The organism is Geodermatophilus sp. SYSU D00879, assembly GCF_054050375.1.
Genome location: NZ_JBJGZF010000010.1, coordinates 1 through 21784, shown reverse-complemented (window position 1 = coordinate 21784; position 21784 = coordinate 1). Strand labels below are relative to the sequence as shown.

The window sequence follows — 21784 nt, the reverse complement described above, 5'->3', positions numbered from 1 at the left end:
CGGACGACCGCCGCCCGCCGCTCACCGCCCGAGGTGGACGTCGGCCACGATCAGGACGGCGATCAGCGCGGCGGCGACGACGTCGACGGCGGCGCAGAACGGCGGCCACCAGCGGGTGTTCGCCACGAACCCGGTGCGGTGCTGCCAGAGGTCCTTCAGGGCGTGGCCGGCCAGGCCGGCCACGAGCAGCCAGGCCGAACCGGTCACCCCCGCCGCGGCGACGACGACGAAGACGGCGGCGACGACGGTCTCGACGGCGACGACCCTGCCGCGTCCGTCCGCCACGCCGAACCCGATGTAGACCGCGGCGATCAGGACGATCCCCAGCGCGTAGACGGTGGCGTCGTCGAGCCAGGGGAAGGCCAGCGGCGACGCGGCCTGCAGGACGCCCCAGACCACGCCCCAGGCGATCGGGGTGCGCAGGCCGCGCACCCCGGCGGCCGTCGCGTCGCGGCGCTGCGCGCTCTCGGAGGCGGTCACGTCCTCCTCCCCTCCCCGGTGCGCCGCCGGTCCGGCCGCGGGTCAGCGTCCGGCCCGGGTGAGCCGCCTGGCGCGCCCGGCGACCACCGGCGCGGTCAGCCCGATCGCGCCGCGCAGGGCCCGCGGCAGCGGCGGGATCCGGTCGTAGTCGATGCCGCCCCAGGGCGGCTGCGGGTCGTAGTCGAGGGCCCGTTGCACCCGGCGGGCGGTGGCCTCGTCGGTCAGCCGGGCGGCGAGGTGCAGCGCCATGTCGATGCCGGCGGAGACGCCCGCGGACGTGACCAGGTCGCCGTCCTCGACCCATCGGCGCTGGTGGTAGGTGGCGCCCAGGTTCTCGAGGATCCCCGAGTAGAACCAGTTGGTCGTGGCGTCACGTCCCTCCAGCAGCCCGACCGCGCCGAGGATGAGGGAGCCGGTGCACACCGAGGTGGTCAGCTCGGCCGTGGCGGCGGCGGACCGCACGTAGTCGCGGACCAGCGGGTCCGTCATCGCGCGGATGGTGGGGATCGCCCCGCCGGGCACGAGCACGATCGCCGGGTGCGGGACCTCGTCGAACGTCCGGTCGGGGACCATCGGCACGCCCACGTCGGTGGGTACGGGCTCGCGGCGGGCCCACACGGTCACCGTGCGGTAGCCCGGCGCGAACCGCTGCATCGCCGTCAGTACCTGCAGCGGGCCGACGAGGTCGAGCACGGTCAGCCCCGGGTAGAGCACGAAGGCGATGAGCCGCTCGTCGCCTGCCCCACGACCGGCGATCGGCGCTCTGTCGGGATCGCGCAGCGTCCCGGCGAGCTCGTCGTCGGCGGGGTCCGGCCCCACCCGGCCGAACGGCGGTTGCGGGTCGTACTCCGCGGACAGCTGGGTCAGCCGGGCGATGGTCGTGCCGCGCATCCGGGCCAGCAGGGTCAGCGCCAGGTCGATGCCGGCCGTGCCGCCGGCGGCGGTGTGCAACCGGCCGTCGGCCCGCCACCGCTCGGCGGCGGGGATCGCGCCCAGCTTCTCCAGCGGCTCGCGGAAGGCCCAGTGGACGGCCGCCCGCCGGCCGTGCAGCAGGTCGGCCGCGGCCAGCACGAGAGCCCCGTTGCCGGTGGAGCCCACCACCTCCGCCCCGTTGGCGGCCGAGCGGACGTAGGACAGCAGCGGCTCGTCCTCCATCGCGGTAAGGGTGCTCGCGCCGCCGCCGGGCACGATGACGGCCCAGGGGTCGGGGACGTCGGCGAAGGTGGCAGCCGGCACGAGCTGCAGCGGCGTGTCGGTGGCCAGCTGATCGGCCCGCTCGCCGACCACGACGGTGCGGTACCGCATGCCGCCGATGCCGGGGCCCATCAGCACGGTGAGCGGGCCGATCAGGTCCAGCGGCGTCACGCCGGGGTAGATCGGGAACGCGAGGACCTTCTCGGTGCTGGGCATGGTGGTCTCCTTCCGGTGCTCGGCGATCAGTGCCGGACCCGGTGCGGGGCCGCCAGTGCATCGGGTGCGCCGCGCGGTCCGGGTACGCGGCCGCTGCTCCTCGCGGCGGCGTCGACGACGTGGGCGGCGTCGTCGGTGACGAAGCCCAGCAGCGCCGAGCCGCGGGTGTGCTGCCAGGACAGGCCGAGGAAGTACAGGCCGGGGATCTCGGTGACGCCACGGGTGTGGACGATCCGGCCGTCGCGGATCACGCCCGGGATGGCGATCCACGAGTGGTCGGGCCGGTAGCCGGTGGCCCAGACGACGGCGGCGACCTCGCGGCTGCTGCCGTCGGCGAACCGGACCCTGCGGCCGGCGGCGTCGACCAGCCGGGGTCGGAATCTCACGCCGGCCCGTTGCAGGGCGCGCCGGCTGCTGCCGATGAGGAACTCGCCGCGGGACTGCATCCGGCGGCCGAGCCGGGAGCCGGCGGGCACCCGCATCAGCCGCAGTCGGGTCAACCACCAGAACAGGTCGCGGCCGAGCAGCCGCTGCGGCAGCGCGGCGTAGGTCGAGCCGACCGACAGCTCCACCGGCCGGGTGGCGGCGAGCTCCTCGGCGATCTGGAAGCCGGAGTTCCCGCCGCCGACGACCAGCGTCGGCCCCTGGGGCAGGGCGTCGGGGCTGCGGTACCCGGAGCTGTGCACCTGGGTCACCGAGGCGTCCAGCCCGGCGGCGAGCGGCGGGACGAACGGGGTCTGGAACGGCCCTGTGGCCACGATCACCTGCCGGGCGGGGTACGTCCGGTCGGCGGTGCCGATCCGGAAACCGGCGTCGGTGCGTTCGAGCCGGGTGACCCGCGCCTCTAGCTGCACCGGCAGGTCGAAGGCGGCGGCGTAGTCGCGCAGGTAGTCGGCGACCGCCTCCTTGCCCGGGTAGGTGCCGGCCGGCGCCGGGAACGGCAGGCCGGGCAGCGCGTCGTGCTCGGCCGGGGTGAACAGCCGCAGCGACTCCCAGCGCGTGCGCCAGGTGTGCCCGAGCTCCGCCGCGGCCTCCAGGACCAGGAAGCGCAGCCCCCGCTCGCGCAGGTGCCAGGCGGCGGCCAGGCCGGCCTGCCCGCCGCCCACGACGACGACGTCGAACGGCTCGGCCGGGGCGGTCACGGCGTCGCTCCCCGGTCCACGGTGAAGCTGAACATCATCCCGGCGTGCATGTGCTCGGCGATGTGACAGTGCGCCATCCACAGGCCGGGGTTGGTGACGTCGAGCAGGATGTCGACGATCTGCCCGGTCGGGATGAGCACGGTGTCCTTCCACACCAGGTTCGGCTCGACGGTCCCGTCCCGGGCGAGGACGAGGAAGCGGCCGGCACCGTGGACGTGGAACGGGTGGTGCATCGGGTGGTCGGAGTCCATCTCGTTGACCAGCCGGATCTTGACCCGCTGACCGGCGGTGAAGTGCCAGTGGACGGGGAGCCCGTCGCGGCCGGCGCTGCGGTCCAGCAGCTTCCAGCGCATCGTCTCCGTGGTGGTGGCCCGGTTCGTCTCGACCATCTCGTCCTCCCACTCGATCCCGTCGGCGGTGGCGGGACCGTGGTGGTGGGCGTGCGCGTGCGCGGCGTCGTGACCGGTCGCTGACGCCTCCGGGGCGTCCGTGCCGTGGCCCGGGTCGTGACCGTGGCCCGGGTCGTGACCGTGGCCCGGGTCGTGACCGGCGGCGGCCGCCCCGGCCGGGGCGGTCGCCATCAGCTTCATGCCGCACTTCGGGCAGCGCCCCGGCTCGTCGCTCACCACCTCGGGGTGCATCGGGCACGCGTACGTCACGGGAGGTGTGGTCGCCATGAGCTTCATGCCGCACTTCGGGCAGCGCCCCGGCTCGTCGCTGACCACCTCCGGGTGCATCGGGCAGGCGTAGGTCGCCGGTCCCGCCGCCGCGGGCGCGGCCGGGTCGTCCATCTCGGCGACGATCCCGAGGACCTCGTCGGGTTCCGCGGCCAGCCACGCGCCCAGCCGCTCCCGCTCGGCCTCCAGCTCCGGAGCGGTGCGCAGCGACTCGAACCGGTCGGCCAGCGGCGGCTCGGCGACCTCACCGGTGACGGTGAACGCCGCCAGCCGGTAGGTCCGGTGGGGGGTGCGGTGCTCCAGCGCGAACTCGCCCGCCCGGTCGAACAGCACGTCCACGACCGCCCGCTCCGACGGGGCCAGCACCACGTCCGGGACGAACTCCTCGTGCTCCACCCGGCCGCTGTCGCCGCCGACGAGCTTCATCCGGACACCGGGCACGGCCACCCGGAAGACGCGGCTGTTGGCGGTGTTCGTCAGCCACAGCCGGGCGACCTCGCCGGTCCGCGCGGTGAACGCGGGGGCGGTCTCCCCGCCGGTGAGCATCACGTTGCCGTAGCGGCCCATCGCCGCGTAGTTGGTCTCGGTGCGGCTGAACGGGGCGATGGCGCCGTCCTCGAGCAGCAGGTCGTCGAGGGTCAGCACCACGTCGCGGTGCGCCGGCGGCCAGTAGTCCGGCTCGTCCGGGGTGACCAGGATGCTGCCGTAGAGGCCCAGCTCCTGGGTGACGTCCTCACGGACGTGCGGGTGGTACCAGTACACGCCCGGGTCGGGGAACTGGATGCGGTAGGTGAACTCCCCGCCCGGCGGGATCGGTGCCTGCGTCTCGTGCGGCACGCCGTCGTAGCGGTTCTCCAGACGCAGCCCGTGCCAGTGCACGGTGGTGTCGAGGTCGGTGCCGTTGGTGACGTGCACGACGACCTCCGACCCCTGCTGGACCCGCAGCGTGGGGCCGGGGATCGACCCGTTGTAGGCCAGCATCCGCACCGTGCTGTCCCCGATCCGCTTGGCGACCGGAGCTGGGCGCAACCGCAGCTCCTCGCCGTTGCGCAGCTCGATCACCTCGGGCGCGACGGCCTCGGGCAGGCCGGTGAGGTCGGTGGAGAGGAAGGTGTCCACGGGACGTCCTCCTGTCGGTGAGCGTGGAGTCTCAGCTCCGGGTGCCGCCGGCGACGTGAGGGGATCCGAGGGAGTCCGCGGCGCCGCGCGCACCGGCGCGGGCAGGCTCGACGACGTGCTCCGCGGTCATGGCGCCTCCTGTGCGGACTGGTAGTCCACCGCCGCCGGGTGCGGGCTGTCCAGACGCTCCGCGACGGTGCGGCCCGTCGGGCACCATCCGGCCGTGGACCCCGAGCAGCTGCTGCGGACGGCGGCCGACCGACTCGAGGCGCTCGCCGCCCGGACGACTCCCGGCGACTGGCGGACCGGAGGGCTGCTGGCGACCCGCCCCGAGGTGGTCGCGCACCTCCCCGACGGGAGCACCGAGCACGTGGCCGAGGCGCGGGCCGGCACCGGTGCGTGGATCGCGGCCCTCTCCCCCGCGCTGGCCGCGCCGCTGGCGGGCTGGCTGCGCGCCGCGGCGACGTCCCGGCCGCCCGACCCGGCGGCCGCGGCGCTCGCCCGGGCGCTGCTCGCGCGGCTGCCCTGACCCGCGGCCCAGGTCGTCGCCCGGACCGATCCCCCGGGTGGGGGGCCCGCAGCAGAGCCCCACGGCCCTGTCCGCGGACCGGTTCCACGCGCACCCTGTGCTGCGTTCCACAGCCATCCGGCACCAGGGAGGCAGCCGTGTACTTCGGAGTCATCCACACCATCCGGGACGCTGGCCGGTGGGAGCACATGATCGAGACCGCCGACCTCGGCACCCTGCCCGAGGGCGTCGACCTCATGTCGACCTGCACCTCGACGGACGACGCCCGGGCCCTGTGCCTGTGGCGTGTGCCGAGCCGCGAGGTACTCGAGGGCGTCCTCGACCAGCTCGTCGGTGACAACGCGATCAACGACGTGTTCGAGGTCAGTGAGCACTCCGTGATCGTCGCGGGCCAGCCGGCCGCCGTCTGACCTCCGCGCCGCCCGCCTGCTCCGGGCGGGCGGCGACCCGGTGGCCGCATCGCGGGTCCACGGTCGCGGCGGGGAGGTGCGCGGGGTCAGCGGACGACCTCGTCTGCCGGGGCCGGCACGGGCTCACGGGGCGCGGGGACGCCGGCCGGGGCGGGCGGGATGTTGGGGTTGTGCCGGAAGACGTTCTCCGGGTCCCACGCGCTCTTGAGTTCGGCGAGGCGGCGGTACTTGCTCTCGCCGTAGGAGGCGCGCACCCGCCGCTCGTCGGTGTCGGCCTCGAAGTTCAGGTACGTCCCGTCGTCGGGGGCGTAGGGGCGCAAGGCGTTCCACAGGTCACGGACCCACCCGCGGTCGGCCTCGTAGGTCTGGTCGTCGGCAGCGAGGGCGAGGAGGGCCAGCGCCCAGTGCGGACGCCGGGGACTGCCCCACGCCGTCGCGTCGTCGGAGATCTCGCTGTACCTGCCGGTGAGCGGGAACATGGGCACGTAGGAGAGCGGCGAGCGCATGAGGGGGAGCCGCTCGAGGACGACCGCGAGTGCCTCGTCGCCCAGGTGGTCGAGGTTCAGCCCCTTGTCGTAGGCGCGGATGCCCCACGGGTTGGCGTCGTCGAGCATCTGCTGCAGCGCCACGTGCGGGATCGGGGTGACCATCTCGAACAGCGGGTGGCGCTCGCGCAGCGGCCGGATCGCGGCGGCGTGCTCCTCGGCGCTGCCCCAGCCGGCGACCATGACCGCGACGCCCCGCGCTCCGCGGTGCTCCTCGGGCACGAACGGCTCCGGCGGCGCGGACATCCCGACCACGGCCCCGGTGACCCCGGCCGGGAGGTCGAACAGGTACTCACGGACGAAGCGGAGCGGCTCGAGGGCGTCGTCAGGTCGCCAGAAGAACATGCCCACGTTCGCCAGCGGGTCGAGCTCGTGCGGGGCGAACACGAGTTCGGTCACGATCCCGAAGTTGGTGCCGGCGCCGCGCAGCGCCCAGAAGAGCTCGGGTTCGGTGTCCTCGGAGGCGGTCACGGTGCGCCCGTCGGCGGTGACCAGGGTGGCGGCCACCAGGTTGTCGCACGCCAGCCCCTGCCGGGACGTCAGCCAGCCCAGGCCGCCGCTGAGCGTGAGGCCCGAGACGCCCGTGTGGCTGACCGTGCCGCCGGCCACGGCCAGTCCGAGCGGCGCGGTCGCGGCGTCGACGGCGGCCAGCGTCGCGCCGCCTCCCACGTGGACCCGGCGGGCCGCCGGGTCCACCCGGACGCCGGCGATCCGGGACAGGTCGATCATGACGGCGTCCTCTGCCACGGCGTTCCCGGCTCCGCTGTGACCGCCCCCGCGCACGGTCAGGTCCGCCCCCTCCTCGCGCACGACGGCGAGGGTCCGTGCCACCTCCTCCGCCGACCCGGGCCGCACGATCAGCGCCGGCCGGCGCGTGATGGCGCCGTTCCAGACGGCCCCGGCCCGTGCCGCGGCGAACCCCGGGTCGGCCGGTTGCAGCACCTGACCGGCGACGGACCGGGCGAGACGGGTGAGGACAGCGCGATCGAGCGGCATGACGACTCCCTGCGGACTCGAGCTCGCCTCCGGCGGTCCGTGACCGCTGGGAAGCGATGCGGCACCATCGCACCTCATCCGTGGCCGGACACCCGTGCCCGTTGCCCGGATCCCCGGTCGACCGGCGGGTCCCGGCGTGTGGTGACCCGGGGCTGACCCAGCGCGCCGCCGGGTCGTGCCGGGTACCTGCCGTGCGGTGGGTGGCGTCCGTGCGGGGTCCCCCGGCCCGCTCGCCCTGTCAGCCGAGCGGGCCGGAGCACCCGGGGCACCTCGCCGCCACCGGTCCTCTGCCCCGCGGAACGCCACCGGCCCGGCCCCGCGAGGGGACCGGGCCGGTGGCGACCTCGGTGGTCAGGGACGTCCCTGACCGGTCAGGTCAGCTGCAGCCGCTGGTGGAGCCGCAGCCCTCGCAGACGTAGCAGCTGCCGGCGGGGCGCATCTTCGTGCCGCAGGTCATGCACAGCGGCGCGTCGGTGACGTTGCCCGTGACCAGCTCGAGCAGCTCGGCCGAGGAGTGGGCCTCCTTGACCGGCTTGTCGGCGGCCGGCTCCGGCTTGGTGGGCGCCTCGGTCGGCACCGAGCCGCGCAGCGCCTCGACGTCGACCTCCTCCTCCTCGACGACCTCCGCCGTCGAGGCCGAGCCGCCGTACGTGCCCGACACCTGCGCCGCCCGCTCCTCGGCGGTGAAGATGCCGAGGGTCGCGCGGGTCTCGACCGGCAGGTGGTCCAGCGCCAGGCGACGGAAGATGTAGTCCATCACCGACTGGGCGATCCGGATGTCCGGGTCGTCGGTCATGCCGGCCGGCTCGAAGCGCATGTTGGTGAACTTCTGGATGTAGGTCTCCAGCGGCACACCGTGCTGCAGCGCGATCGAGATGCCGATCGAGAAGGCGTCCATGACACCGGCCAGGGTCGAGCCCTGCTTGCCGAGCTTGAGGAACACCTCGCCGAGGCTGCCGTCCTCGTACATCCCGGCGGTCATGTAGCCCTCGGCGCCGGCGACGCTGAACGACGTCGTCATGCTCTGCCGCTTCTTCGGCAGCCGGCGGCGGACCGGGTGCGACGTCGCGGCGACCGGAGCGACCTCGACCTCGACCTTGGCCTCGGTCTTCTTGGCCTTGGCGTCGGACAGCGGCTGGCCGACCTTGCAGTTGTCGCGGTAGATCGCCAGCGCCTTGAGGCCGAGCTTCCAGCCCTGGAAGTAGATGTTCTCGACGTCCTCGACGGTCGCCGTCTCCGGCATGTTGACCGTCTTGCTGATCGCGCCGGAGATGAACGGCTGCACCGCGGCCATCATGCGGACGTGGCCCATCGGGGAGATGGCCCGCTCGCCCATGGCGCAGTCGAACACCTCGTAGTGCTCCGGGCGCAGGCTCGGGGCGTCGACGACGTGGCCGTGCTCGGCGATGAACTCGACGATCGCCTCGACCTGCTCGTCCTGGTAGCCGAGGCTCTTCAGCGCCCGCGGGACCGTCTGGTTGACGATCTGCATGGACCCGCCGCCGACCAGCTTCTTGTACTTGACCAGCGAGAAGTCCGGCTCGATGCCGGTCGTGTCGCAGTCCATCATGAAGCCGATGGTCCCGGTGGGGGCGAGGACCGAGGCCTGCGCGTTGCGCCAGCCGTTCTCCGCGCCGATCTCCAGGCACTCCTGCCACTGGGCGGTGGCGGCCCGCAGCACGTCGGCGTCGTCGGCGCCGACCGGGCGGATGGCGTCGTTGGCCGCGGCGTGCTTGCGCATGACGCGGGCGTGCGCGTCGGCGTTGCGGGCGAAGCCGTCGTACGCGCCGACGATGCCGGCGAGCTCGGCCGAGCGGCGGTAGGCGGTGCCGGTCATCAGCGAGGTGATGGCCGCGGCCAGGGTCTGGCCGCCCCGCGAGTCGTACGCGTGGCCGGTGGCCATCAGCAGCGCGCCGAGGTTGGCGTAGCCGATGCCCAGCTGCCGGTAGGCGCGGGTGGTCTCACCGATCGGCTCGGTCGGGAAGTCGGCGAAGCAGATCGAGATGTCCATCGCCGTGATGATCAGCTCGACGGCCTTGACGAAGGTCCTGGCGTCGAAGGTGCCGTCGTCCTTCAGGAACTTCATGAGGTTGAGCGACGCCAGGTTGCACGAGCTGTTGTCCAGGCTCATGTACTCCGAGCAGGGGTTGGACGCGTTGATCCGGCCCGTCTCGGGGTTGGTGTGCCAGTCGTTGATCGTGTCGTCGTACTGGATGCCGGGGTCGGCGCACTCCCACGCGGCCTGGGTGACCTTGCGGAACAGGTCCCGGGCGTCGACGTGCTCGATGACCGACCCGTCGAGGCGGGCGCGCAGGCCGAACTCGGTGCCGTCCTCCACCGCGCGCATGAACTCGTCGGAGACGCGGACCGAGTTGTTGGCGTTCTGGTACTGGACGCTGGTGATGTCCTTGCCGCCGAGGTCCATGTCGTACCCGGCGTCCCGCAGCGCGCGGATCTTGTCCTCCTCGCGCGCCTTGGTCTCGATGAACTCCTCGATGTCGGGGTGGTCGATGTCGAGGACGACCATCTTGGCCGCGCGGCGGGTGGCGCCACCGGACTTGATGGTCCCGGCGGAGGCGTCGGCGCCGCGCATGAAGCTGACCGGGCCGGAGGCGGTGCCCCCGGAGGACAGCAGCTCCTTGGACGAGCGGATGCGGGAGAGGTTCAGGCCGGCGCCGGAGCCGCCCTTGAAGATCAGCCCCTCCTCCCGGTACCAGTTGAGGATCGAGTCCATCGTGTCGTCGACGGCGAGGATGAAGCAGGCGCTGACCTGCTGCGGCGCGCTCGTGCCGACGTTGAACCAGACCGGGCTGTTGAAGCTGAATACCTGGTGCAGCAGCATCCAGGTCAGCTCGTGCTCGAAGACCTCGGCGTCGCCCTCGGTGGCGAAGTAGCCGTGCTCGCGGCCGGCCGCGCCGTAGGTGAGCACCACCCGGTCGATGAGCTGACGCAGGCTGCTCTCCCGCTGCGGGGTGCCGACGGCGCCGCGGAAGTACTTCGTGGTGACGATGTTGGTGGCGTTGATGCTCCACTCGGAGGGGAACTCGACGCCGCGCTGCTCGAAGTTGATCGAGCCGTCACGCCAGTTGGTCATGACGACGTCGCGACGCTCCCACGTCACCTCGTCGTACGGGTGGACGCCGGCGGTCGTGTAGACCCGCTTGACCTTCAGGCCCTTCCCCCTGGTCGGCGCCTTGGCGGCCCGGCGCGTACGGCTTGCCGGGCGGTCCTCGATCTCGGTCACGAGCTCTCCCTCGGTGAGTGGTGCGGGCGGCTGGGGAAGAGAGCCACCCTGTTCCTATCTGGTCCTGCTGACGGTTCCGGTGGTGCTGAGAGGGCCGGCGACGCTGCCGGCGCACGTCTGGTCGCGCGGGCGGCGGTCAGCCGTCGCGGGTGGTGGAGGGGCTGCGGGCGGAGCCCCGGCGGCGCGGCGCCGGCGGCTCGATCTGCAGCCCGGGCAGCGGCGGGGTGCCGCCGCGGTGGTGCCGGGCCCGCAGCTCGGTGATCTCCTTCTCGAAGTCCTCGACCGAGGTGAAGGCGCGGTAGACGCTGGCGAAGCGCAGGTAGGCGACCTCGTCGAGCTCGCGCAGCGGCTGCAGGATGGCCAGCCCCACCTCGTGGCTGGGGACCTCGGCCACCCCGCTGGCGCGGATGGCGTCCTCGACCTGCTGGGCCAGCTGCTGGAGCTGGTCCTCGTCGACCGGCCGGCCCTGGCAGGCGCGCCGCACGCCGGCGACGACCTTGGTCCGGTTGAACGGCTCGCTCACCCCGCTGCGCTTGATGACGGCGAGCACCGCCTCCTCGACGGTGGTGAACCGGCGACCACAGGCCGGGCACGAGCGGCGGCGACGGGTGGTGGCACCCTCGTCGGCCTCGCGCGAGTCGATCACCCGGCTGTCGGGGTTGTGGCAGAACGGGCAGCGCACTGCGGTTCACCTCCCTCCGCGGATGACCCGCGCGGACCGGGGACCCGGCTCGGGCGGCTGGTGCCGGCGGGCTCGTCCGGTCCTGGCGGACCCGCCCGTCTGCGTTGTCTGTGGACCCCTCTGGGGACATCCGGTGGACACCCCGTGGAGGTCCTGAGGACGGCCTGTGGAGGACTTCCATCGGTGCAACTACTAGATGTAGGGGGACAGTAGGCCGCGCTCCACTACATCTGCAAGACGAGAGCCCGCGTGTCTCTTCCGCCGAGACCCGGTCGTGACCCCGTGGTGACCAGGCGCGAGCAGGACTCCCTCCCGTCACACGACACGCCGGGCCCCGCGCGTGTCGGCGCGCGGGGAGGGACGTCCGGGTGTAACCGGCCACCGCGAGCCGGGGCACGCACGGACGCCCGGACGGCGCGCAGGCGCCTCTCCGGGACACCCGGCGGCACGCCGGCGGAGGTGACGGAGGACCGCCGGGGACCCGCCCCGGCGATGGGGTCAGGCGGTGGGGTCAGGCGGTGGGGCGGACGGCGGGGCGGCCACCGCGGGGGTGCGGCACCAGGTCGCCGAGGCGGATGGGGCGGGTCAGCATGTCCGACTCCTCCGCGACCGCACCGCCGGCCGGAGCCGGGCAGCTGACGACCGGCATCTCGGCGGTCGCCGCCCGGTGCCGGCCGGAGCCGGCGGGCGCGCGGTGCCGCCCGGCCGCGGCGGGGCGGACGGCGGGCTGCTCGGCGGTGACGTCCCCGCCGTGCCGGCGGGTGCCCCGCCAGGCGGCGTGGGCACCCGGGACGCCCGCGTGCCGGTCCACTGCCGGCAACCCGACGGTCCCCGCCGGGTCGGCGACCCCGTTCCCGGGGCCGGAGGCCAGCGTCAGGTGCCGCTCGGGCAGCCGCACGAGGGTGAGGTCCACCCAGCTGTCCGCTCCCGCGGCGTCGCGCAGCCGGACGCGGGCCTCACAGCCGCCGGTCGCGTCGTGGCGCCAGCCGAGCATGGCGCCCGGCATCCAGGCGCCGTCCACGAGGACCTCGACGTCCTGCGGGGACCGGAAGGTCACCGCTGCGGTGCTGTTCACGGCTGCTGACACGCTCCTGACCGTAAGTGTTCTGACGACTCCGGACCGTAAACGACGGCGCCTGCATGGTTGACGAACTCACCGGCGCGGTCTCGTCACATCTCCGCGGTGACGACGCCGGGCGGGACGCCTAGGGCACGCGGAGCACCTGGCCGGGGACGACGACCGCCCCCTCCAGGTCGTTGAGCGCCTCGATCGCGTCGACCACCGCGCGCACGTCCTGGTCGGCGCCGGCCACCTCCGCGGCGATCGACCACACCGTGTCCCCGCTCTCGACCACGACGCTGCTCTCGCCGGCCAGGCGCAGGCCGTCCTGGGGGGCGAGGAACTCCCGGCCGAGGGCGGCGCCGCCGACGCCGGTGGCGAGGACCAGCACGGCGACCAGGCGGCGCCCACGGCGGGTCAGCCGCACCGGCGCCGGGGCCGGCGCGCACCGCGCGCGGACGGCGGCCCGGGCGGGCTCCGAGCGCACCGGCCGACCGCTCGGGCGGGCCGGGTCGCGGCGGGTGCGCGGCCCCTCGGCGGCGGGCCCGGCGGCGCGCGTGGGCGCCGCGGCGGGGAGGTCGGGCACCGGCCGCAGGTGCCCCGTGACCCGGGGACCCGAGCCCGGCAGGGCGGCGCGCGGCGCCGGCCGGTCGGTGCGAGCCGGTGACGCGGAGCGGGCCGCACCGGCGGCCGCCGTCGCGCCCTCCCCGCGGAGCGGCGGCCGCCACGGGACCCGGACCGCCGCGTCGAACTCGAGCACTGCCTGCCGCACGCTGCCCATGACCGCTCCTCCTGATCGGGTCGACCGCATCGAACGCGTGTTCGATCGAACGTCTGATCGGATGTCTACCGCACGGGTCCGACGAGTGCGAGAGCGGCGCGGCGTGTCCTTCGAACACACGTTTGAACCTGCGGCGCCGGCGCGCTACGGTCCGTGCGGGCGCACCGCCCGCCGACCGGCCTGGGGCCGGGAGGGCGACGGACGGGCCGCGGGACGCGGCCGGCGAGGAGGAGACGTGGCGGGCACGAGCGGGACCGGCCAGGGCACCCGGGGCGGCGGCACGACGACCCGCCGTCCGGCCGCGGAGCGCGGCGCCGGCGCGGAGGGCGCGGGCGCCGTGCGCACCTTCCCCGACCGCGGCGAGGCCGGCGACGGCCTGACCCAGCGGCAGCGCCGGGTCCTCGAGGTCATCCGCGACTCGATCGAGCGGCGCGGCTACCCGCCCTCGGTGCGCGAGATCGGCGAGGCGGTCGGCCTGTCGTCGGCGTCGTCGGTCGCCCACCAGCTGTCGGTGCTGCAGAAGAAGGGCTGGCTGCGGCGCGACCCCAACCGGCCCCGCGCGCTCGACGTGCGGCTGCCCGGTGAGACCGCGGGCGACGCCGCCCCGGCCGCGCCCGCCGCGGCCGCCGACGGCTCGACCGCGCCCACCTACGTGCCGCTGGTCGGGCGGATCGCGGCCGGTGGCCCGGTGCTCGCCGAACAGGCCGTCGAGGACGTCTTCCCGCTCCCCCGCGAGCTCGTCGGCGAGGGCACGCTGTTCATGCTGCGCGTCGCCGGTGACTCGATGGTCGACGCGGCGATCTGCGACGGCGACTGGGTCGTCGTCCGCCAGCAGCCCACCGCCGAGAACGGCGAGATCGTCGCCGCGATGCTCGACGGCGAGGCCACGGTCAAGACCTACAAGCGCCGGGACGGGCACGTCTGGCTGCTGCCGCACAACCCGGCCTACGAGCCGATCCCCGGCGACGAGGCCACCATCCTTGGCCGCGTCGTCACGGTCCTGCGGCGGGTCTGAGCCGCAGGTCCCCCGCCGGCGCCGGAGCTCAGGCGCCGGCGGGCGGACCGCCGGACCGGCGGCGGCGCAGCCGTCCGCCGAGCCACACCAGCGCGGTCGCGACGACGGCCGCGGCCACCCCCGCGGTCACCGGCGACAGGCCCGCGGAGTCCCCGCCGAGCAGCGCCGACGGTGACGGGTCGACCGGGTCGGACCCCGCCGGCGCGGGCGGCGCGGACCCCACCGGGACCGGCACCGTGGTGACGTCCCCGGGCACGCCCTCGCCGGCCACCAGCAGCGCGCTCCCGTCCGCGGTGAACGACACCGCCTCCCCCTGAGGCGCCTCGGGCAGCGCGATCCGCACCGGCTCCCCGGCCAGCGCTCCCGGGACGTCGGCGCCGGTCAGCGGCCAGACGTAGGCGTCGGTGTAGGTGCGCAGCGCGATCCGGCTGCCGTCGCGGGCCACCGCCCCGCCGGTGACCATCAGCTGCCCCGCCCGGCCCACGGGACCGCCGGGCGTGCCGGTGAGCGTGAACGCCACCGTGCCGACGTCGGCCAGCGCGACCGTGCCGCCGTCGACCAGCGGCGCGGCCGGCCGGTAGACGTGGCTGGCCCCGAGCACCTCCTTGGTCACCACGTACGGCGTGCCGTCGGGGGCGAGCAGCAGCGCCTCGGCGTCGCGCGGGCCGTCGGGATAGGTCAGCCGGTACAGCGCCGTCCCGCCGTCGGGCCGCAGCGCGACGAGCGCGACCGTCGTCCGGACCGTGGTGTTGTCGCCGGTGTCGGCCAGCCACACCGTGCCGTCCGGGCCGACGCCGAGGTCCTCGGGGTCGTAGGGGTCCACCGGCGCGGTGGTCACGTCGACCACCTGGCAGGCGCCGTCGAGCACGTACACGGCGACCTGGTCGCCGCCGTCGACCATGGCGAGCACGCGGTCGCCGACGTCGACGAGGCCGGAGAGCTCGGCCAGCCGGGGATCGGTCACCTGGCAGCGGACCGAGGGGGCGGCCGGCTCCTCGGCGGCGGCCGGGGCCACCGGGAGGCCGAGCAGGACCGTCGTCAGCAGGACGGCCGGGACCCGCCGGGCGGCGCTACGCGGACGGGCGGCCGGCTCGGGCACTCGCCCAGCGTGACAGCACCAGCGCGTCGAGTGCGTGAACCACGCCCAGCAGCAGGAGGCCGACGGCCGCGCCCACCACCGCGTCGGTGACCCAGTGGAAGTCCAGCGAGACCATCGCGATCCCCGTGGCCACCGGCCCGACGACGGCCAGCCACCACAGCGTGCGCTGCACCCGGGGACCGAGCCCGTACTCGACCGCCTGCCAGCGCGCCACGCCCCACATGAGCACGGCGTTGGCCACGTGCCCGGAGGGGTAGCTGGCGCCGTCGCGGTGGAAGAACGAGCCGGGATAGGCGGGCGCGGTGCGGCCGGTACCGAATTTGAACGCGTAGACGACGACGGTGAGCAGGGCCAGCGCGGTGACCACCCGCAGCAGGGGCAGCAGCGTCCGTTCCCGCAGGCACAGCCAGCCGACCAGGGCGGCCAGCACGATGAGGATGGTGCCGCGGCCGCCGATCTGGGTGACCGCCCACACCGGCCAGTACGCCGGGGAGTCGCGCAGGTCCCAGGCGCTGACCACCTCGGAGACCTCGAGGTCCAGCCGCTCGAGCACCCCGCGGCTGAGCAGGTCGACGGTGACCCCGACGGTGACCGCGAACGCGAGGACCAGCAGCCACCACGGCGGGCGGCCGGCACCGACCACGGCGGGCGGCCGGGCGGCCCGCTCCGGGCGCCCGGCCGGCGCGCCGGAGGTGCGCCGCACCACGCCGCTGGTCACCGGGTCACGGTACCGGGCCGTGACCCGCCCGTGACCTCACGGGCCGGAACGGCGAGCCGCCCGGGCACCCGGCGCGGAGCCGGGCACCCGGGCGGTCCGGGGTGGAGGGGGCGGTCAGCCGACCGGGACGGCGAACCGCTCGAGCGCGGCGGCCAGGCCGCCGTCGACGCGGGCGGTCAGCCGGGTGCCGGCGGCCTCGTGCTCCTCGCTGAGCACCTCGCCGTCGCGGTGCACGCGCGCGACCAGGTCGCCGCGGTCGTAGGGCACGAGCACCTCGACCTCGACGTCCGGGTGCGGCAGCCGGGCGGCCACGACCTCGCGCAGCTGCTCGATGCCCTCGCCGGTGCGCGCGGAGACCCACACCGCACCGGGCAGCGCCCGGCGCAGGGTCAGCACGTCGTCCTCGGTCATGGCGTCGACCTTGTTGACGACGATCAGCTCGGGCACCGCCGCCGCGTCGATCTCCCGCAGCACCACGTGCACCGCGTCGATCTGGCCGAGCGGGTCGGGGTCGGAGCCGTCGACGACGTGCAGCAGCAGGTCTGCGCCGGCCACCTCCTCCAGCGTGGAGCGGAACGCGTCGACGAGCTGGTGCGGCAGGTGCCGCACGAAGCCGACGGTGTCGGTGAGCGTGTACTCGCGGCCGTCGGGCGACTGGGCCCGGCGCACCGTCGGGTCGAGGGTGGCGAACAGCGCGTTCTCCACCAGCACGCCCGCGCCGGTCAGCCGGTTGAGCAGGCTGGACTTGCCGGCGTTGGTGTAGCCGGCGATCGCCACGCCGGGGACGGCGTTGCGGTCGCGGCCCGAGCGCTGGGTGGCCCGGGCGGTCGCCATGCCGGCGATCTCGCGGCGCAGCTTGCTCACCCGCGACCGGATCCGCCGCCGGTCGGTCTCGATCTTCGTCTCACCGGGACCGCGGGTACCGATGCCGCCACCGCCGGCGACGCGGCCACCGGCCTGCCGGGACAGCGACTCACCCCAGCCGCGCAGCCGCGGCAGCATGTACTGCATCTGGGCGAGCTCGACCTGGGCCTTGCCCTCCCGGCTGGTGGCGTGCTGGGCGAAGATGTCGAGGATCAGCGCGGTCCGGTCGACCACCTTGACCTTGAGGATCTTCTCCAGCGCGTTGAGCTGGCCGGGGGTCAGCTCGCCGTCGCAGATCACGGTGTCCGCGCCGGTCGCGGCCACGATGTCGCGGATCTCGTTGGCCTTGCCCGAGCCCACGTAGGTGCCGGCGTCGGGCTTGTCCCGCCGCTGGCTCACGGCCTCGAGGACCTGGGAGCCCGCGGTCTCGGCGAGCGCGGCCAGCTCGGCCAGCGAGCGGTCGGCGTCGGCCTGGGTGCCCTCGGTCCACACACCGACGAGCACGACGCGCTCGAGGCGCAGCTGCCGGTACTCGACCTCGGTGACGTCGGCGAGCTCGGTGGACAGCCCGGCGACGCGGCGCAGTGCGCCACGGGCCTCGAGCGTGTAGGAGCCGGTCGTGTCGTCGTCCTCGTCCCACTGGCCGGCCGGCGCGGGACGGGTCTCGACGAGCGTGTCGTCGTCGAGCGGGGTGCTCTCGGGGGCGGTCGTCATCACGTCCAGCGTGACACGCGAGGCCACGCCGGTCACCTGGGTTGTCGTCTCTGCAGTCGTCATACGCCCCCTACAACACCGGAACGGGTCAGGTGCATCCCGCCGGGAGGCGGGTAGGGCGGGACGGACACCACAGTCGAGGAGGGACCCCCGTGAGCACCAGCAGCGACGCCGGCACCGACGACCCCGGCCGCGACCCGGCCGGCCTGACCCCGCCGCGCAACCCGTTCGGGGGCGCCGACCAGGACACCGGCCGCGGCGAGCCGCGCGGCACCGGCAACACCGGCCCGGCCGACAAGCCCGAGGCGCCCACCGACGAGCCCGAGACCCGCGCGGACACCCCGGACAACCCCTAGCCGGCGAGCCACTCCCGGGTCAGCTCCCCGGCGGCGACGACGACGGCGGGACCGCGCAGCACCGTCGTCTCCGGGGAGACGTCCACCGTGAGCCGGCCGCCGGGGACGTCGACCACGACGGTGCCGCGCACCGCGGGCCCGTCCGCGCCGGCCGCCAGCGCCGCGTACGCCGTGGCGCAGGCGCCGGTGCCGCAGGAGCGGGTCTCCCCCACGCCGCGCTCGTGCACCCGCAGCCGCACGTGCGCGTCGGCGCCCTCGGCCGGGCCGGCGAGCACCCGCACGAACTCGACGTTGACGCCCTCGGGGAACAGGCCCGGGTTGAAGCCGGGCTGGGCGGTGAGGTCCAGGGCGTCGAGGTCGGCGTCGGTCAGGCACACCAGGTGCGGGTTGCCCATCGACACCGCCTGCCCGGGGAACGCCTGCCCGCCGACGGTGGCCTCGCCGCGGCCGAACGGCCGGGCCGGGCCCATGTCGACCCAGTAGCCGCCGTCGGCGCCGGCCCCGACCCGCCGCGGGCCGCCCCGGGTGCCGACCAGCACGCCGTCGGCGCAGGCGGCGCGGTCGAGCAGGCCCTCGGTGACCAGCGCGTGCAGGAACAGGCGGATGCCGTTGCCGCACATCTCCGCGTGCGAGCCGTCGGCGTTGCGGTGGTCCATGAACCACTCGCAGGCCTCGAGCGCGTCGCCGAGGACGGCGGGCGCGTCGGGCACGTGCCGGCTGCGCACCACCCGCAGCACACCGTCGCCGCCGAGGCCCGCGCGGCGCTCGCAGAGCCGCTGCACGAGGGCGGCGTCGAGGCGGTCCTCGGGCCAGCGGTCCCCGTCGGGGTCGGGCAGGACGACGAAGTCGTTCTCGGTGCCGTGCCCGAGGAGGAACCGGTCGCTCACCGCCCGATCGTACGGCCGGCCAGCAGCGCCCCGACGGCGTCGGCGAGGTCGGGGCGGGCGGCGTCGAACCACGTCGTCGTCGTGTCCCGGCGGAACCAGGAGCGCTGCCGGCGGACGAAGCGGCGGGTGGTGCCGACCGTCCGCTCGCGCGCCTCGGCGGGCGTGAGCTCGCCGTCGAGCTGGGCGAGCACCTGCGCGTAGCCGAGCGCCCGGGAGGCGGTGGGCCCCTCGCGCAGGCCCTCGGCCACCAGCGCCTCGACCTCGGCGACGAACCCGGCGGCCCACATCCGATCCACCCGGGCGGCGACCCGCTCGTCGAGCTCGGCGGGCTCGCGGTCCAGGCCGACGACCACCGCCGGGTAGTGCGGCCGCGGCTCGGGCAGCGTCGCGCGGAACGGCCGGCCGGTGATCTCCACGACCTCCAGCGCGCGCACGATCCGCCGTCCGTTCGACGGCAGGACCGCGGCCGCCGCGGCGGGGTCGACCGCGGCCAGCCGGGCGTGCAGCGCGGCCGGGCCGGACTCCTCCAGCTCGGCCTGCAGCCGGGCCCGCACCGCGGGGTCGGTGCCGGGGATGTCCAGGTCGTCGAGGACGGCCCGCACGTACAGCCCCGACCCGCCGACCAGCAGCGGCAGCACCCCGCGCGCCCGCAGCCGGTCCACCTCGGCGCGCGCCAGCCGCGCGTACTCGGCCACCGACGCCGCCTGCCGCACGGACCAGACGTCGAGCAGGTGGTGCGGCACGCCCTGCCGCTCGGCGGGGTCCGGCTTGGCGGTGCCGATGTCCATGCCGCGGTAGAGCTGCATGGAGTCGGCGTTGACCACCTCCCCGCCGAGCCGCTGGGCGAGGGTCACCGCCAGCGCGGTCTTGCCGGTCGCCGTCGGCCCCACGACGGCGACGACGGGCGGCGTCACGGGACGGTCCCGGCGGCCGTCCAGGACGCCACGAGGTAGCCGACGCCGAAGGGGGCGTCGTCGAACCGCAGCTCGGCGGTGACGTCCCGGCCGGCCAGCAGCGCACCGGCCGCCCGCCAGGCCGGCACGCCGGCCGCCAGCAGGCGCTGCCCCTCGGCCGGGTCCAGCGCGGCGAGCGCGGCGGCGTCCCCGGCGGCCAGGGCCGCGGCGACGGCGGCGTCGAAGGGCGCGGCGGCCGGGTCGAGGTGGCCGGGCGCCTTCTCGCTGCGGCGCGCCGAGCCGTCGCCCATGACCAGCAGGCCGGCACCGGGCAGCTCCGCGACGACGGCGGCGAGGTCGCCGGGGCCGACGCCGACCCGCGGGCCGGTGTGCCCCGCACCGCGCAGCAGCCACGCGCCGACGGTCAGCGACAGCGGCAGCCGGCGGCCCCCCGGCCGCGCCTGCCCGTCCAGCGGCACCTCGACGTCCACGCCGAACCCGCGCAGGTCCCCGGCGTCGCCCGGGCCGTGCCGGCCCTCCGCGTCGGGGCCGACGACGACCACCGGTCCCGGCGCGGCCGCCACCAGCGCGGCGACGGCGTCGGTGCACGCGGCGCGCAGCGCGGCGGTGTCCGCGGCGGCCCGTCCGGCGACCTCGGGGAGCAGCAGCGGGGGGCACGGGCAGAAGGCGACCGGGACGGCTGCGGCGGGACTGCTGCTCACCGGAGCAGTCTCGCCGATGCGGCGTGGGACACTGCGGTGCGTGTCGAGCACGACGAACCCCGGAGACGGGTCGCAGCAGGTCCCCACGCCCGAGACGGCGGGTCCCGACGCGGTCACCCCGGAGGCCGGGACCCCCGCCGCGCCCACCCCCGACGAGGCGGCGCTGGCCGACCCGACGGCGGAGGCCGCTCCCGAGACCCCCGCCGCGGAGACCGCCACCCCGGAGACCGCCGCCCCGGAGACCGCCGCCCCGGAGACCGCCACCGACGAGGCCGTGATCCCCCAGGCGGTGACCCCCGAGGCCGCGCCGCCCGCCGGGGTGGTGACCGCGCCGGCCGCCGAGGCGGCGTCGGACCCCGCGCAGTGGGGCCGGGTCGACGAGGACGGCACCGTCTACGTGCGCACCGCCGACGGCGAGCGCGCGGTCGGCTCCTGGCAGGCCGGCGACCCGGCCGCGGGCCTGGCGCACTTCGCCCGCCGCTACGACGACCTGGCCACCGAGGTCGGGCTGCTCGAGGCGCGGCTGAAGGCGCACACCGGCAACCCGAACGAGATCAAGGCCAAGGCGCAGGCGCTGGCCGACACCATCCCCACCGCCACCGCGGTCGGCGACCTCGACGGGCTGGCCGCCCGCGCCCGCGCGATGGTCGGCACCGCCGACTCCGCCGCCGCCGAGTCGCGCGCCGAGAAGGCCGCGGCCCGCGCCGCGCAGGTAGCCCGCAAGGAGGCGCTGGCCGCCGAGGCGGAGCAGATCGCCGCGGAGTCGACGTCGTGGAAGGCCGCCGGCGACCGGCTCAAGGCGATCGTCGAGGAGTGGAAGACGATCCGCGGGATCGACCGGAAGACCGACGAGGCGCTGTGGTCGCGCTTCGCCGCCGCCCGGGACGCCTTCGGCCGCCGCCGCGGCGCGCACTTCGCGGCGCTCGACGCCCAGCGCGGCGAGGCCCGCGCGGCCAAGCAGGAGCTCATCGCCGAGGCGCAGCGGCTGTCGACGTCGACCGACTGGGGCCCGACCAGCGCCGCGATGCGCTCGCTCATGGACCGCTGGAAGGCGGTGCCGCGCACCGGCCGCGACGGCGACGACGACCTGTGGAAGCAGTTCCGGGCCGCGCAGGACGTCTTCTTCACCGCCCGGGCCGAGTCGGACAAGGCGCGCAACTCCGAGCAGCTGGCCAACCAGCAGGCGAAGGAGGAGCTGTTGGCCGAGGCCGAGAAGCTCGACCCGTCGACCGACCTGCGCGGCGCCCAGGCCGCACTGCGCCGGATCCAGGAGCGCTACGACGCCATCGGCCACGTGCCGCGCGGCGCGATGCGCTCGCTGGAGGACCGCATGCAAGCCGTCGAGCAGCGGGGGGGGGGGGGGGGGGGCGGCGGGGGGGGGGGGTCGGGGCCGGCGAACCCGCACGTTTCCGACTTGGGGGAAGCGGTCTACAAGACCCAC

At 75.5% G+C, this 21784-nt stretch carries 20 protein-coding genes; 5 read left to right on the top strand and 15 right to left on the bottom strand.

The genetic code is table 11. The annotated features are described in order from the left end of the window. Positions 1 to 21: 21 nt before the first annotated feature. The 4 genes from ACI79B_RS14025 to ACI79B_RS14010 are packed head-to-tail and all read right to left on the bottom strand — an operon-like array spanning position 22 to position 4828. Positions 22 to 480, bottom strand: a complete 459-nt coding sequence (locus tag ACI79B_RS14025) for a hypothetical protein (RefSeq protein WP_456928969.1) — start codon at positions 478 to 480, stop codon at positions 22 to 24. Positions 481 to 522: 42 nt separating this feature from the next. Then, entirely contained in the window at positions 523 to 1890 is a 1368-nt protein-coding gene (locus tag ACI79B_RS14020; RefSeq protein WP_456928970.1) for a DJ-1/PfpI family protein, read from the bottom strand. A 26-nt stretch (positions 1891 to 1916) separates the two neighbouring features. After that, complete coding sequence (locus ACI79B_RS14015; RefSeq protein ID WP_456928971.1) at positions 1917 to 3032, bottom strand: flavin-containing monooxygenase; 1116 nt, start codon at positions 3030 to 3032, stop codon at positions 1917 to 1919. Next, positions 3029 to 4828: a multicopper oxidase domain-containing protein gene (locus ACI79B_RS14010; RefSeq protein ID WP_456928972.1), complete on the bottom strand. Its 1800-nt coding sequence runs from the start codon at positions 4826 to 4828 to the stop codon at positions 3029 to 3031. The genes ACI79B_RS14015 and ACI79B_RS14010 overlap by 4 nt, the downstream gene beginning before the upstream one ends. 223 nt (positions 4829 to 5051) lie before the next feature. Here ACI79B_RS14010 and ACI79B_RS14005 point away from each other — a divergent pair, with 223 nt between their 5' ends. After that, entirely contained in the window at positions 5052 to 5357 is a 306-nt protein-coding gene (locus tag ACI79B_RS14005; RefSeq protein ID WP_456928973.1) for a hypothetical protein, read from the top strand. A gap of 137 nt (positions 5358 to 5494) precedes the next feature. Beyond that, positions 5495 to 5767: a hypothetical protein gene (locus tag ACI79B_RS14000; protein WP_456928974.1), complete on the top strand. Its 273-nt coding sequence runs from the start codon at positions 5495 to 5497 to the stop codon at positions 5765 to 5767. 86 nt (positions 5768 to 5853) lie between these two features. Here ACI79B_RS14000 and ACI79B_RS13995 read toward each other — a convergent pair whose 3' ends face one another. The 5 genes from ACI79B_RS13995 to ACI79B_RS13975 all read right to left on the bottom strand — a co-directional run bounded on the left by ACI79B_RS13995 (position 5854) and on the right by ACI79B_RS13975 (position 13075). Then, positions 5854 to 7308, bottom strand: coding sequence for an FAD-binding oxidoreductase (locus ACI79B_RS13995; protein WP_456928975.1), 1455 nt, complete (start codon positions 7306 to 7308; stop codon positions 5854 to 5856). A gap of 376 nt (positions 7309 to 7684) precedes the next feature. Then, positions 7685 to 10552, bottom strand: a complete 2868-nt coding sequence (locus tag ACI79B_RS13990) for a vitamin B12-dependent ribonucleotide reductase (RefSeq protein ID WP_456928976.1) — start codon at positions 10550 to 10552, stop codon at positions 7685 to 7687. 136 nt (positions 10553 to 10688) lie between these two features. After that, positions 10689 to 11234 (bottom strand): transcriptional regulator NrdR, encoded by a 546-nt coding sequence (gene nrdR / locus ACI79B_RS13985; RefSeq protein ID WP_456928977.1) that lies wholly within the window; start codon positions 11232 to 11234, stop codon positions 10689 to 10691. Positions 11235 to 11745: 511 nt separating this feature from the next. After that, positions 11746 to 12321, bottom strand: coding sequence for a hypothetical protein (locus ACI79B_RS13980; RefSeq protein ID WP_456928978.1), 576 nt, complete (start codon positions 12319 to 12321; stop codon positions 11746 to 11748). Positions 12322 to 12439: 118 nt separating this feature from the next. Then, positions 12440 to 13075, bottom strand: coding sequence for a LysM peptidoglycan-binding domain-containing protein (locus tag ACI79B_RS13975; RefSeq protein ID WP_456928979.1), 636 nt, complete (start codon positions 13073 to 13075; stop codon positions 12440 to 12442). Between the two features lie 235 nt (positions 13076 to 13310). Here ACI79B_RS13975 and lexA point away from each other — a divergent pair, with 235 nt between their 5' ends. Further along, positions 13311 to 14090, top strand: coding sequence for a transcriptional repressor LexA (gene lexA / locus ACI79B_RS13970; protein WP_456928980.1), 780 nt, complete (start codon positions 13311 to 13313; stop codon positions 14088 to 14090). A 28-nt stretch (positions 14091 to 14118) separates the two neighbouring features. Here lexA and ACI79B_RS13965 read toward each other — a convergent pair whose 3' ends face one another. From ACI79B_RS13965 to hflX, 3 genes are all read right to left on the bottom strand, one after another. Then, the gene (locus tag ACI79B_RS13965; protein WP_456928981.1) at positions 14119 to 15189 is read right to left on the bottom strand and encodes a hypothetical protein; all 1071 of its coding nucleotides are present in this window, start codon (positions 15187 to 15189) and stop codon (positions 14119 to 14121) included. After that, on the bottom strand, positions 15161 to 15907 hold the full coding sequence (locus tag ACI79B_RS13960; protein WP_456928982.1) for a phosphatase PAP2 family protein: 747 nt from the start codon (positions 15905 to 15907) through the stop codon (positions 15161 to 15163). The genes ACI79B_RS13965 and ACI79B_RS13960 overlap by 29 nt, the downstream gene beginning before the upstream one ends. Before the next feature lie 114 nt (positions 15908 to 16021). Next, on the bottom strand, positions 16022 to 17485 hold the full coding sequence (gene hflX, locus ACI79B_RS13955) for a GTPase HflX (protein WP_456928983.1): 1464 nt from the start codon (positions 17483 to 17485) through the stop codon (positions 16022 to 16024). Between the two features lie 152 nt (positions 17486 to 17637). Here hflX and ACI79B_RS13950 point away from each other — a divergent pair, with 152 nt between their 5' ends. After that, on the top strand, positions 17638 to 17841 hold the full coding sequence (locus tag ACI79B_RS13950; RefSeq protein WP_456928984.1) for a hypothetical protein: 204 nt from the start codon (positions 17638 to 17640) through the stop codon (positions 17839 to 17841). Here the strand turns inward: ACI79B_RS13950 and dapF are convergent. The 3 genes from dapF to ACI79B_RS13935 are packed head-to-tail and all read right to left on the bottom strand — an operon-like array spanning position 17838 to position 20343. Further along, the gene (gene dapF / locus ACI79B_RS13945; protein WP_456928985.1) at positions 17838 to 18728 is read right to left on the bottom strand and encodes a diaminopimelate epimerase; all 891 of its coding nucleotides are present in this window, start codon (positions 18726 to 18728) and stop codon (positions 17838 to 17840) included. The two genes, ACI79B_RS13950 and dapF, sit on opposite strands and share 4 nt — an antisense overlap. Next, positions 18725 to 19642, bottom strand: coding sequence for a tRNA (adenosine(37)-N6)-dimethylallyltransferase MiaA (gene miaA, locus ACI79B_RS13940; protein ID WP_456928986.1), 918 nt, complete (start codon positions 19640 to 19642; stop codon positions 18725 to 18727). The genes dapF and miaA overlap by 4 nt, the downstream gene beginning before the upstream one ends. After that, positions 19639 to 20343, bottom strand: a complete 705-nt coding sequence (locus ACI79B_RS13935) for a hypothetical protein (RefSeq protein WP_456928987.1) — start codon at positions 20341 to 20343, stop codon at positions 19639 to 19641. Before ACI79B_RS13935 ends, miaA begins: the two co-directional genes overlap by 4 nt. A gap of 40 nt (positions 20344 to 20383) precedes the next feature. Between ACI79B_RS13935 and ACI79B_RS13930 the strand changes: the two genes are divergently transcribed. After that, positions 20384 to 21784, top strand: a 1401-nt coding sequence (locus ACI79B_RS13930) for a DUF349 domain-containing protein (protein WP_457000167.1), incomplete at its 3' end; no start/stop codon positions are given.

What these genes read in the sequence shown, in the direction of transcription:
- ACI79B_RS14020 (WP_456928970.1), bottom strand. Translation starts at nt 1,890, where the DNA reads ATGCCCAGCACCGAGAAGGTCCTCGCGTTCCCGATCTACCCCGGCGTG.
- ACI79B_RS13995 (WP_456928975.1), bottom strand. Translation starts at nt 7,308, where the DNA reads ATGCCGCTCGATCGCGCTGTCCTCACCCGTCTCGCCCGGTCCGTCGCC.
- ACI79B_RS13975 (WP_456928979.1), bottom strand. Translation starts at nt 13,075, where the DNA reads ATGGGCAGCGTGCGGCAGGCAGTGCTCGAGTTCGACGCGGCGGTCCGG.
- hflX (WP_456928983.1), bottom strand. Translation starts at nt 17,485, where the DNA reads ATGACGACCGCCCCCGAGAGCACCCCGCTCGACGACGACACGCTCGTC.